10 protein-coding genes are annotated in these 13,102 nt (G+C 57.9%); 2 read left to right on the top strand and 8 right to left on the bottom strand.

All coding sequences use genetic code 11. From position 1 onward, the window contains the following. Positions 1-193 precede the first annotated feature (193 nt). Positions 194-643, top strand: coding sequence for a YbaN family protein (locus GQR90_RS11900; RefSeq protein WP_233266269.1), 450 nt, complete (start codon positions 194-196; stop codon positions 641-643). 125 nt (positions 644-768) lie between these two features. Continuing rightward, positions 769-3,414 carry an aminopeptidase N gene (gene pepN, locus GQR90_RS11895; protein ID WP_158774304.1) on the top strand — a complete coding sequence of 882 codons (2,646 nt, stop codon included), beginning with the start codon at positions 769-771 and terminating at the stop codon, positions 3,412-3,414. A gap of 130 nt (positions 3,415-3,544) precedes the next feature. Here the strand turns inward: pepN and GQR90_RS11890 are convergent, their stop codons facing one another. The 8 genes from GQR90_RS11890 to rsxB form a co-directional block, all read right to left on the bottom strand. Further along, positions 3,545-3,832, bottom strand: a complete 288-nt coding sequence (locus GQR90_RS11890; RefSeq protein WP_158774303.1) for a hypothetical protein — start codon at positions 3,830-3,832, stop codon at positions 3,545-3,547. A gap of 138 nt (positions 3,833-3,970) precedes the next feature. Continuing rightward, entirely contained in the window at positions 3,971-6,175 is a 2,205-nt protein-coding gene (locus GQR90_RS11885; protein ID WP_158774302.1) for a sensor domain-containing protein, read from the bottom strand. Positions 6,176-6,324: 149 nt separating this feature from the next. Further along, the gene (gene nth, locus GQR90_RS11880; RefSeq protein WP_158774301.1) at positions 6,325-6,960 is read right to left on the bottom strand and encodes an endonuclease III; all 636 of its coding nucleotides are present in this window, start codon (positions 6,958-6,960) and stop codon (positions 6,325-6,327) included. A 70-nt stretch (positions 6,961-7,030) separates the two neighbouring features. Next, positions 7,031-7,741 (bottom strand): electron transport complex subunit E, encoded by a 711-nt coding sequence (locus GQR90_RS11875; protein ID WP_158774300.1) that lies wholly within the window; start codon positions 7,739-7,741, stop codon positions 7,031-7,033. Then, positions 7,734-8,594, bottom strand: a complete 861-nt coding sequence (rsxG, locus tag GQR90_RS11870) for an electron transport complex subunit RsxG (protein WP_233266267.1) — start codon at positions 8,592-8,594, stop codon at positions 7,734-7,736. Before rsxG ends, GQR90_RS11875 begins: the two co-directional genes overlap by 8 nt. Then, positions 8,591-9,631, bottom strand: a complete 1,041-nt coding sequence (locus tag GQR90_RS11865; RefSeq protein WP_158774299.1) for an RnfABCDGE type electron transport complex subunit D — start codon at positions 9,629-9,631, stop codon at positions 8,591-8,593. Before GQR90_RS11865 ends, rsxG begins: the two co-directional genes overlap by 4 nt. Before the next feature lie 91 nt (positions 9,632-9,722). Continuing rightward, positions 9,723-12,449 (bottom strand): electron transport complex subunit RsxC, encoded by a 2,727-nt coding sequence (gene rsxC / locus GQR90_RS11860; protein WP_233266266.1) that lies wholly within the window; start codon positions 12,447-12,449, stop codon positions 9,723-9,725. After that, complete coding sequence (gene rsxB, locus GQR90_RS11855; RefSeq protein ID WP_158774298.1) at positions 12,449-13,102, bottom strand: electron transport complex subunit RsxB; 654 nt, start codon at positions 13,100-13,102, stop codon at positions 12,449-12,451. Before rsxB ends, rsxC begins: the two co-directional genes overlap by 1 nt.

Raw genomic sequence — 13,102 nt, 5'->3', positions numbered from 1 at the left:
GAGTGCTTCGCCGCACATCAGGTGTGGCGTTGTTGCGCACGTGTAGCCTTTCGTGACTTCGGCAAGCCCGTTACCATGCAGCGAGTGCTATCAAGTAGATAGCGATAAAACACTTCCCCCCGAGACAGCTTGCCGGTTGACTGGTGGCAGGTAGCACAAAGAAATGTGCGGCCAAAGGTGACGAGGACCCGACATGATGATCTTCCGGCGCATGAAGCGTATTTGCTGGCTTGGCTTGGCTTGGCTGTTTTTCGCCATCGGCTTTGTCGGGATGTTCTTGCCTCTGCTGCCGACGACCGTATTCATGCTGCTGGCGCTGGCATGTGCCAGCAGAGGCTCTCCCCGCTTCGCGCGTTATATTCGCGAGCATCCCCAGATAGGGCCGACACTGGTTGCCTGGGAGCAAGAACGCGCCATCCCGCTGCGCGCGCGCATCATGGCGGTAAGCATGCTGGCTGTCTCGATGCTGATCATTCTGTTCACGGTATCGGTGCTGGCGGTAAAGCTGTCGTTGCTGGTCTTCCTGACGTTGCTGGCGATATGGCTGGCGACTCGGCCTGAGCCGAAGGGCGGGCGTGGCGTGGCATCCGTGGACAGCAGTACTCCCGAGGCTACCGCTGTCGATACGCTTCCACGTGAATGAGTGTCTCGCGGGTGTCAGATACGTGCTGTTCTAAGAGCATCTGAAGTGAGCGGTCGCTCGGTGCCCGATTCTTTTTTGTCGCGCGGAGCTATCTTCCTTCGCCGGCGTTGATTGCGGAGATTTTCATGTCACAACCTGCAGCCATTCATCTTGCCGATTATCAGGCCCCGGCCTGGCAAGTGCTTGAAACGCGTCTGACTTTCGAGCTTGAGCCTTCTGCCACACGTGTGACTACCGTGTTGACGCTTGAGAGCAATCCCGATGCTGCCATCGGCAGTGATGCGACACCGCCGCTGGTGCTCAATGGTGAGCACCTGACACTTGAACGCGTGAGTGTCGATGGTCGCATATTGGCCAGTGATGAATTCAAGGTGAGCGAGACGCATCTGACTCTCGATGGCTTGCCGGCACGCTGTGAGCTTGAGACGGTTGTGGTGATTGATCCTGCCGCCAATACCGCGCTTGAAGGGCTCTACGTGTCCTCTGGCATGTTCTGCACCCAGTGCGAGGCCGAAGGTTTCCGTCGCATCACTTATTACCCGGATCGTCCAGACGTGATGTCCGTCTTCACCACCCACGTGATTGCTGACAAGGCGAACTACCCGATTCTGCTTTCCAATGGTAATCCCGTTGAGCGCGGCGAGCTGGACGGTGGCCGTCACTTCGTGACCTGGCAGGACCCGCATCTCAAGCCCTGCTATCTGTTCGCGCTGGTGGCAGGTGATCTGGTCAAGCATGCCGATAGCTTTACCACCATGAGCGGACGCGACGTGGCGCTGGAAATCTGGGTCGAGCCGGAAAATCTCGACAAGACCCAGCATGCCATGACCTCCCTCAAGGCCTCCATGAAGTGGGACGAAGAGGTCTATGGTCGCGAGTACGATCTGGATATCTTCATGATTGTCGCCGTCAACGACTTCAACATGGGCGCGATGGAGAACAAGGGGCTCAATATATTCAACAGCTCCTGTGTGTTGGCCAATCATGACACTGCGACCGATGCTGCCTTCCAGCGTGTCGAAGGCGTGGTAGCGCACGAATATTTCCATAACTGGTCGGGTAACCGCGTGACCTGCCGTGACTGGTTCCAGCTGTCGCTGAAGGAGGGTTTCACGGTCTATCGTGATCAGAGCTTCTCGGCAGATATGAACTCGGCGCCGGTCAAGCGTATCGAAGACGTGGCCATGCTGCGTACCGCGCAGTTCGCTGAAGATGCTGGCCCCACGGCCCATCCGGTCCGCCCGGCCTCCTACATCGAGATATCCAACTTCTACACCCTGACTATCTATGAGAAGGGCTCGGAAGTGGTGCGCATGGTCGCCAACCTGTTGGGCGAAGAGGCCTTCCGTCGTGGGAGTGATCTTTACTTCGCACAGAATGATGGCCGTGCAGCCACGATCGAAGACTTCATCAGCGCGATGAGTGAAGCTTCTGGACGTGACTTTACTCAATTCATGCGCTGGTACGCTCAGGCGGGTACGCCTGACGTGGCCGCCAGTGGTGCCTTCGATGCTGACGCCAGGGCCTACACGCTGACCCTGCGCCAGACGACGGCGCCGACTCCAGGCCAGAGCGAAAAGTTACCGCTGGTCATTCCGGTGCGCATGGGATTGGTGAGCGCTGACGGACATGATCTGCCGCTTGTACTGGAGGGTGAGTCACTGGGTAGCGAGAGCGTACTGGAGTTGACGGAAGCCGAGCAGACCTTCGTCTTCACCGGTATCGAGCGTGAGCCGGTGCCGTCGTTGCTACGTGGCTTCTCTGCACCGGTCAAGCTGGGCTTCGATTATAGCCGCGAGCAACTGGCTTTCCTGATGCAGCATGACAGTGATGGCTTCAATCGTTGGGATTCTGGTCAGCGCCTGGCGCTGGCAGCGCTTGAAGACTTGATGGCTTCCTGGCAGCGCGGTGAGAAAGACGCTTGCGTTGATGAGCGTCTATTGGCCGTGTATCGCTTCCTGCTGGCAGGTGAACCCACGGATCGCGCTGTACTTGCCGAGATGTTGACGCTGCCATCAGAAGCCTATATTGCCGAGCAGCAGACCGTGGTCGATGTTGATGCCATCCACTGGGCGCGCAAGACAGCGAAGGCTCAGCTGGCAACGGCACTGCGTGATGACTTCGTGGCGCTTTATCACGCCAACGAACAGCAGGGCGAATACGCACCGACCTTTGAGCAGATGGCGCGTAGAAGTCTCAAGAATGCCGCGCTCAGCTATCTGATGAGCATCGAGGATGAAGAGGGTGTGCGTCTGGCCGAAGCTCAGCTGGCAGCAGCACACAACATGACGGACGTACGCGCAGCACTGACGTTGCTGGTGCACTCCTCACGCACTGAGCTGGGGGATCCGGCACTCAAGGCCTTCGCCCAGCGCTGGTCTCACGACCCGCTAGTGATGGATCAGTGGTTCTCTATTCAAGTCACGCGTCCGCAGGTTGATGTACTGGACCGTGTGCGCTTCCTGATGGAGCATCCAGCCTTCTCGCTGACGAATCCCAACAAGGTGCGCGCATTGATTGGTACCTTCGCGGGTCAGAATCGCGTCAACTTCCACCGCCTTGATGGTGAAGGCTATCGCCTGCTGGCAGATGTGGTCATTGAGCTGAATCGCCTGAACCCGGACATTGCCGCGCGTATCATCACGCCGCTGACCCGCTTCAAGCGTTTCGATGCCACTCGCCAGGCGCTGATGAGAACAGAGCTCGAGCGTATTCGTGCCGAGAAGCTGTCGCGCAATGTCTACGAGGTCGTAGAGAAAGCGCTAGCCTGATCCCCAGGAGTCGCCAGGCCCTGAGCGGTCTGGCATCTCCTCCAGAGACAAAAAGCCCTCGCCAGTTGGCGAGGGCTTTTTGTCGAGAGTGTAATGCGATAAGCGCAATTTCCCAGTCGCTGTCGATAGCTCAGGTGATCAGCCAACCGAGGAATGTCAGGCCGATGAAAACGAGCAGTATCCCCCCGACGATCGAGCCTCTGAGCAGTGCCGTGACGCCTTTGAATAGCAGATAAAGGCCCAGGATCAGCCCCAGCAGACTGAAGATCGAAGTGCCTATGCCGAGCTCGCCGGCAAGACCGCTGAAGAAGCCTTTTAGCGCATCGTCAAAATTAGCGAAAAAGCCACCTAGCCCCTCGACGATAAAACGGATGGCAGCACCAAGCTGAGCCCCGATCCAGGTAAAGAAGTCTTCCATTGCGTAGGTATTCCGGACAGAAAAGAGCGCACAGTGTGCCATGAATCGGCAGGGCTGCGCGCCTCGGATGATCAGATAGTGATTGAGTCAACATCAGGCCATGTTCATGACAGCGCCAGCGTCACCCTGCAAGGGGTGTCATGAGCCGCCATAACGTTGGATGAAGGCATCGACTGGCATCGGCTTCGCCAGCAGGTAGCCTTGGATGACGTCACAGCCCATGGCGGTGAGATGATCAAACTGGCCTTGAGTCTCGACGCCTTCCGCGACCACACGCATCCCTAGTTCGTGGCCCAGATGGATGATGAATTCGACCATGCGGAAATCCATCACGTCGTGCTCGAGATCACTGATGAAGCTTCTGTCGATCTTGATTTCGGAAAAAGGCAGATGCTTGATATAGGTCAGCGAGGAAAAGCCGGTGCCGAAATCGTCCAGTGATAGGCTCAAGCTCAGCGCATTCAATTGATGCATGCGCCCCACGGTGGTGGGCATGTCATTGACGAAGACGCTCTCTGTCAGTTCAAGCTGCAGGCATAGCGGAGAGATATCATGTCGAGTCAGGGTCTCAGCCATGCTATCGACATAGCAGGGGCTGTCGATCTGGCGTGTACTGACATTGATCGATAGATGAATGTCAGCCAGTGCAGGAACGCTCTCCCATGTCTTGAGTAACGTACAGGCTTCTTCGAGCACCCAATCACCTAGCCTGTCGATCAGGTGGCTTTTCTCTGCCAGCGGAATGAATTCGAATGGCGAGATCATGCCGTACACCGGGTGTCGCCAGCGCATCAAGCACTCTGCGCCGAGTAACTGCTGATGCTGATCAAATTGTGGCTGCAGCACGATCCACGTTTGATCAAGCTCAATGGCGCTGCGTAGATCGTGTTCCAGCTGTACGGATCGCTCCAGCTTCAATCGCATGCTGGGGTCGAAACTGATTCGCTGATTGCGACCCGCTTCCTTGGCGCAGTACATGGCAATATCTGCACGGTGAATCAACTCTTCGGCACTTAGGCTGCGGTCATGAAACATGATGCTGCCCATGCTGGCTGAACTGTGATGCTCCAGAAGCTTGCCCGAGGGGCCTGTCAGTGAGTAGGTCTGGTTGAGGGAATGCTGCATTTTCTCCATTACGTCTTCGAGCTCGCGATTGGCGTCGATGGCGTACTCGCTCAAGGGCTGAAGCAGGATGACAAATTCATCGCCACCGAAACGGGCAACCATGTCAGTGCTACGGGCTTGACGGCTCAGGCGATGAGCGACTTCGATCAGCAGGTGATCACCGGCAGTATGACCGAGCAGGTCATTGATTTTCTTGAAATGGTCCAGATCAATGAAAATCAAGGCAGCATGGCCACCCCGAATATCAGTCGTGATGATGGTTTGTTGCAGCAAGTCGATCAACGAGGATCTGTTGGCCAGCTTGGTAAGGGAATCGAAACGATTGTGCTGATGCAGTAATGCCTCCGATTCCACGACACGGGTGATATCCGTGATCGAGCCAATCATCCGCAGAGGCTTTCCCTCTTTATCGCGCTCAATGACATCTCCCTTATCGATGACCCACAGCACTTTCCCTTGGCGATTCAGCATGCGGTGTCGATGGTAATAGGGTGCCTTGCCCGCCAGACAGTCTTCGATGGCAACCATGGCTTCTGGCATATCTTCTGGATGCAGGAGTGCGGCAAATTCCTCCAGGCTATTGCTCAGTTCACTCTCCGGTATTCCCAGTATCTGTGACCAGCGACGATTGTGCGTCACGGCACTACTTTGAATATTCCAGTCCCAGAAGCCTTCCAGTGACGTATCGTAGATATGATCAATCTGGCGGGTCTTGCGCTCGTGCTCACGTACTTCGGCGGTGACGTTGTGCGCCAGCACCGCGACTAACTCCTCGCCCTGTGTGCTGTGAAACGGCAGCTTGATGGAGCGGAAGTGCTTGATCTCCCCCGTCTCGGCATCGGTGGCGTCCTCAAAGACAAGCTCGCTTTCGAAGGTGTCGAGTACGTGTTGAACACTACGACGAAAGAAGTTCCCTTGTTCCTTGTTACCGGTGTAGTAGCTATCTTCACGCCCGATGATGTCTTCGAGTGTCGTACCGTAGAATTCTGTCAGAGTGCGGTTGGCGTAGCGGAATAGTCCTTGGGCATCCTTGATGAACAGGATGTCCGGATGGGCATCGACCAGCGTCCTCAATAGGTGGTTCTCTGCCTCGAGCGTCTGGAGTTGCAGCGTCAGACTTTCAACCGAGGCATCCGCTTTCGCATCAGACGACAAGAGATCCTTCGTCTCGGGTGGCGAAGGTTTCGGAGTATGACGAAGATGAGAAGGCACTGACATGGCAAGTCCTTGCGACCGTATTTATTGTTTACAGTCTACTGGGACTGCCGGTTGAAAGGAGAGAGTCTGATATTGGATGGTTAGTCAACGCTAAGGCTGCCAAGCCCGAGTGGTCTAGTTCTGTCAGGTATCCTTGATATGTCAGCGTCTTACAGGTCGACCTTATCCTTGTACTCACAGAGGTCTTCGATCACGCAGCTACCGCAGCGCGGTTTACGGGCCATGCAGGTATAGCGACCGTGCAGAATCAACCAATGATGGGCATCGACCAGGAACTCTCTGGGCACATGGCGCATCAACTTGTGCTCGACTTCCAATACGTTCTTGCCAGGTGCGATTCGGGTGCGATTGGAGACGCGGAAGATGTGAGTATCCACTGCCATGGTCGGCTGGCCAAAGGCTGTATTCAGCACCACGTTCGCTGTCTTGCGTCCGACACCGGGTAATGCCTCCAGTGCTTCTCGTGTCTGCGGGACCACGCTGTCGTGCTGCTCTATCAACATGCGGCAGGTCTTGATGACATTCTCGGCCTTGGTGTTATAAAGCCCGATGGTCTTGATGTATTCCTTCAGCGTATCGACGCCCAACGCCAGAATCGTGACGGGTGTATTGGCGATCGGATAGAGCTTGGCCGTCGCCTTGTTGACGCTGACATCGGTGGCTTGAGCTGATAACAACACCGCGATCAGTAACTCAAACGGCGTTGACCACTCAAGCTCGGTGCGAGGTTCAGGATTTTCCGCCCGCAGGCGCGTGAATATTTCGAGGCGTTTCTGAGCGTTCATGATCTCTCGATACGGGCAATGGCAATGGATTCTCGCGACGATTCAGCGTTGGATGATCAGAGCGCGATCATCACGATATCGTGCCGGTAACACGCACGCGCCGTGACACCTTCGGGGTATCTGCGGCAGCGGCCTTGCGTCGCTGTGCCAGCTGCTCATCGATGGTCTTCTTGCCCGCAATGATCAGTCCCATGCAGAAGAAGGCACCGGGCGGCAACACCAGGAACAGGAAGGAATAGTGGGGGAAGATGGTCATCTTCCAATCCGTCGCCATTGGTCCGAGCAATAGTTCCATGCCGGCAAACAGCGTGCCTTGACCAAATAACTCACGCATCGCCCCCAGTAGTACTAGCACGGCCATGAAGCCCAGCCCCATCATCAAGCCGTCGGTAGCAGCCGGGAGTACCGGATGCTTGGCAGCAAAGGCATCCGCACGGCCTAGAATCGCGCAGTTGGTCACGATCAGTGGGATGAAGATGCCGAGAATCTGATAGAGCTCGAAGGTATATGCCTTCATCAGGAGCTCAGCACAGGTCACGAACGATGCGATGATCATCACGAACGCGGGCAGCCGCACCTCGGCTGGCACCAGATTGCGTATCAGTGAAACGGCGGTATTCGAGCCGACCAGTACCAGGAGTGTCGCCAGCCCTAGCCCGAGTGCATTGACGACGCTCGCCGTTACGGCCAGCAGCGGACATAGTCCCAGCAGCTGAACCAATGCCGGGTTGTTATCCCATAGTCCGTTGCGACTGATCTTGCCAAGCGAGATATCACTCATGTGCATTGTCTCCGCTGTGCTCGGGGGAAGCGGAAGCTTTGGCATCGCTAGCCGTCTTCTTGGATGTCGCCGCGCCTGCAGGTATCGCGGCACCTACCGGTGTCGTGCTGTTTTCAGGCAGCGCAATGCCGTCGGGCGGTGATGAGGCCGTAGGTTCAGGTGCTTCTTTTTTGACACGTTTGGTGGCCGTCAGTGTCTCGCTGTCACCGGCCAATAGCGCCGTGCGATGCGCCATGAAGTAGATCAACGCCTGACGAACGGCACCCACGACGGCACGTGGCGTGATGGTGGCGCCGGTAAACTGATCAAAGTCGCCGCCATCCTTGTTCACTTTCCACTTCACCGAGCTGAGTGTTTGGTCATCGAATTCGTGAATCCAGCCAGATTTGCGTGCTTCGATCTTGTCGCCAAGCCCTGGTGTCTCGCTGTGCTTCACGGCGCGAACACCGGCAATGCTGCCATCTGCACGGATACCGACCAGCAGGCGAATGTCGCCGCTGTAGCCCTTGCCTGTCACGACTGGCAGGAGGATGGCGACTGTCTTGCCATCCATGGTCGCGCGCCAGCCAGTATCAGCGGTTGTCAGCCCCAATACTCGCGAGGGCGGCAGCGCAAAGGTGTCGTCGAGCAGTTCGTTGTCGTGAAGTGACGGCGGAATGATCTCGGCCAGAGCGGCACTCTGCGCCGCGCGCTCATTCTTGACAATCGTGTCTGCGGTCGTGATCTGCGTGACGGCCACTACCCCTGCGGTCACGATGGCAAATACCGCTAGTCCTAGTGCAGCACGGGTCATGTTCTGTTTCAGGCCGCGCGGTGCTGGTGATTTCATGGGCGTATCGGATGTCTTGCTCATGACTTGTCCTCCAGCGAGATGCCTCGACGAGGCTTCTTGTGACCATAGCTGCGAGGCTGAGTGTAGTAATCGATGAAGGGCACGCTGAAGTTCATCAGCAGTACCGCGAAGGCGATGGCATCTGGATAGGCACCGAAGGCACGAATCAGGAAGATCAGAATGCCGATACCTACGCCGTAGTAAAGCTTGCCCTTGTTGGAGGTTGCCGCCGTGACCGGGTCGGTGGCGATGAAGAAGGCGCCAAAGATCGCTGTGCCGCACAGCAGGTGGAACAGCGGGCTGGCGTACTGATCCGCGTCCATTAAGAAGAAGACGGCAGAGATCGCGGCAAGACTCCCCAGCATGGCGGCAGGGATGTGCCAGGTGATCAGACGTTTGGCGAGCAGCACGAGCCCGCCCAGCCCCCAGGCGATTGCCGACTGCTGCCAGGCAAGCAGATTGGCTGCCGGCAATGACGCAGGATTGGCCCAGAACTCCGCCGTACTCAGCTCACCCTTGTTGCGGAAGGTATCCAGCGGCGTAGCCCCGGTCAGCGCATCGGGGGTCGCGATAAGCCCGAAGAACTGCGCAAGACTGTCGCTGAAGCCGAGCGCGAACCCTTGTGGCGCTGACCAGCGCGACATTTCCACTGGGAAGGAAATCAGTAACAGGGCATAGGCGACCATCGCCGGATTGAACGGGTTCTGCCCCAGTCCACCATAGAGTTGCTTCGCGACGACGATGGCGGCGATGACTCCCGTCAGCACCAGCCACCAGGGCGCCAGTGGTGGCAGAGAGACCGCCAGAAGGACACAGGTCACCAGTGCAGAGTTGTCCTTCAGGAAGAAGCTGACCGGCCGTCCACGCATCTTGAGTAGCAGGGCTTCAAGACCGACCCCTGCCAGACAGGCAAAGGCCAGATTGAACAGGACGCCCCAGCCATAGTGCCAGCACAGCACGACGATACCCGGCAACGTGGCAGCCAGTACCCATGCCATCACGCGCGATGTCGCAGTAGGCCCGTGGGCATGAGGGGAGCTTGCATGCATCAGGCTCATGAGGCGCTCAAATTCCTTGCGGTGAACTTACGATGAAAAAGGGGCTGGCGTGGCGCTCGTAGCTTTGAATGCGTGAGATGGCGGGCATTCATCATTGAGCATCCACCAGTGCCTGGACTTCCGCGAGTGACTCGCGGGCATGCTCCAGATTGCGACGCGTACGATCAAGCTTGGTTTCAAGGCGAGAGCGGCTCTCATCATCGGCACTGGACAGTGCCGTTTCGGCTTTGCGATACGCCATCTCGGCTGCCTTGACGCCAATGGTCACCTGTTTGTGACGCTTGGCTAGATTCTCGGTACGGGCCGCTTCAATCTCGGCCTGCGAAAGCGTCACGTTGCTGGCCATGCTGCCACGCCCGACAGACGCTTCAGTCGCGTGTGCCGCTTCCGGCAGCTGTCCGGGGATGCGTTCAGGCGCTTTGCCTGCACCCGTGTCGTCTGTTTGGGCACTGGCCAGTCGTACCTCGGCTGCGCGCATATTTTCCTGCGCTGTTGCCAACAACGTCTGGAGATCTTCGATATCACCTTCGCCGCTCTCACTGGCGCGTGCGAGCGCCTTTTCGGCCTTCTTGACCGAAATGTTGGCGGCGGCACGCGCTGTCTTGAGCGCCTTGAGATTCGCGGTAGGTGCTGCTGCACCCGCAATGGCCGGTAGTGACACTGGAGCAGGTGCTGTCACCGGTACTTCGCTGGCAGCTTTCAAGGTAGTTTCAGCGCTCGCAAGCTTTGCGTGAGCACTGGTGATGGCCGCTTCCAGGGCGGCGATATTGCCTTCGCCGCTTTCGCTGGCAATCTTGAGTGCCTTCTCGGCTTTCTTGACGGCGATATTGGCGGCGGCACGCGCCGTCTTGAGCGCTTTGAGATTCGCGATGGCTGTGGCAGGTGTGCCGGGAGCCGTCGATGTGACCGGCACTGATTCTATCGCCTCACTGGCGGTTTTCAGCGCGGCTTCGGCAGTGGCCAGTTTTTCACGCGCACTGGTGGCGGTTGCTTCCAGGGCGGCGATATCGCCTTCGCCACTCTCGTTGGCACTCTTGAGTGCCTTCTCGGCTTTCTTGACGGCGATATTGGCGGCGGCACGCGCGGTCTTGAACGCCTTGAGATCAGGTGCGCTGGAGACAGCTGAAGGTTTGGCCGCAATAGAGGCAGCTACTGTAGAAGCGGTCGAGGAGGCGGGCGTTGCACTTGTCGCTGTCGACCCTGGGGTCTGGGCCCGCGCCGTCTGTGTGCGCTGCTTGCGCTTGGCGTCTTTTTCGGCATCTTCACGCGCAAGGCGTGCCTGCTTGAATTCAAAGCGATGACGGGCACGCTCGGATTTGCGCGCTTCATGCTGAGCACTGCGAATCTCGCCCTTGGCGAAACGATAGTACTGCACCAGCGGAATCTGGCTTGGGCAGACATAGGCGCAGGCACCACACTCGATGCAGTCGGTAAGATTGTAGAGCTCGGCCTTGTCGAACTCACGTGCCTTGGCGTACCAGTAAAGCTGCTGTGGCAGCAGGTCCGCCGGGCAGGCCTGCTCGCACATGCCACAGCGAATGCAGGGCTGCTCTATCGCCGGTGCCGGCAGTGCATCGTGAGAGGCTGCCAATAGACAGTTGGTCGTCTTGATGATGGGCATGGCATCGCTTTGCAACGTGAAGCCCATCATTGGCCCTCCCATGATCAGACGACCGATTCCTGCTGACGACGGTGCGGCAAGCTGCAATAGATCCCCTATCGCGGTACCCAGTCGTGCCTCGACATTATGCGGATGGCCCAACGCTTCACCGGTCAGAGTGATGACGCGGGAAATCATTGGCTCCCCAAAGCACACTGCGCGCTGTACGGCACGTACCGTGCCCGGGTTATGCACCACTACGCCGACATCGGCCGGTAGGCCGCGGCTGGGAACCTCACGATTGGTCAGCAGCTTGATCAGCTGCTTTTCACCACCGGAGGGGTATTTGGTCGGCACGACCACGACTTCAATACGTACGTCGAGCGCAGGCAGTCGGCTGTCAGCCTTGCGGACACGAATGGCCTGTTCGAGGGCGATGGTGGCTTCGGGCTTGTTATCCTCGATGCCGATCAAGATACATTCCGGCCCGATCAGACTGGCGAGAATCTCCAGTCCTTCGATCAATGCCTCGGGATGCGTGCGCATGGTGAGGTCATCGGCGGTGATGTAGGGCTCACACTCGGCGGCGTTCATGATCAGCGTATCGATGGCATGGCGTTCGCGAACGCGTGCCTTGACGGCAGCAGGGAAGCCCGCGCCGCCTTGCCCCACCACGCCGGCATCCTGCAGGCGCTGAATCAGGTCCTGACCTTCCTGTTCACGCCAGTCACGCCAGGCATCCATCTTGACCCACTCATCAATCTCGCCTTCGCGCGTGATCACGATGCACAGGTCTTCAAGTCCGGAGACATGAGGAATCTGGCGCTTCTCGATCGCCGTTACCACGCCGGTGATACTGGCGTGTACGGGGGCTGAAATCATGCCTTGGGCACGGGCAATCAGCTCTCCTGTGCGCACGCGCTGCCCAACCTCAACCAGCGGTTGGGCAGGTGCACCGATATGCTGGCTGAGGGGCAGCACGACTTCGTGGGGCAGTGGGGCTGCCACGAGTGGCGCGCGATTGGAGAGTACCTTGCGCTCCGGTGGATGAATGCCGCCATTGAAATCGAAGACTTTCGGGAGTGCATCGCCGCCGTCATGCTTGCCATCAGTAGCGCCATCAGTAGCGCCGTCAGGCGTAACCTTTGAGAAACCACCGGGCAATGCCCTGCGCGCGCTTGAGGATGTCACCATGGATTTAAGTAGCGAAAGAACCATCAGGCGACATCCCTTGCAGATGATGCAGAATCAGTCTTCATGTCGTCAGCAGCAGCGTCCGTGGCGATCAGACTACCGCTGTAGCGAACGTTGTCGATCGTCGGTCCTGCGGGCCTGGGCCAGTGCCAGCTGCGCACGTCAGTGGCCACCGGCACCATGTCGATGCAGTCCACCGGGCAGGGTTCAACACACAGATCACAACCGGTGCATTCATCAGCGATGACGGTATGCATGTGCTTGGCTGAGCCGAGAATGGCGTCTACTGGACACGCCTGGATGCACTTGGTGCAGCCGATGCATTCATCTTCACGAATGACAGCGACCTTGGGCGTGTTGTCTGTGTCGCCATCGAGTGGCGTGGCCTCACGACCCAGTAGATCCGCCAGTGCCGCAATGGTGCTCTCGCCTCCCGGTGGGCACTTGTTGATCTCGTCGCCATCGGAAATGGCCTGGGCATAGGGCTTGCAGCCCGGATAGCCGCACTGGCCGCACTGAGTCTGTGGCAGTAGATGATCGATCTGTTCGACGATCGGGTCGCCTTCGACCTTGAATGCGACCGAGGCAAAGCCGAGCAGGGCGCCGAATACAATTGCCATGGCTACCAGCGCGACGATGGCGGAGATCAGGGTATGGTCGTTGAGGAAATCGAGCAT

Source organism: Cobetia sp. L2A1 (assembly GCF_009796845.1).
Lineage (GTDB): Bacteria > Pseudomonadota > Gammaproteobacteria > Pseudomonadales > Halomonadaceae > Cobetia.
This window is presented reverse-complemented; position numbering and strand designations above follow the sequence as displayed.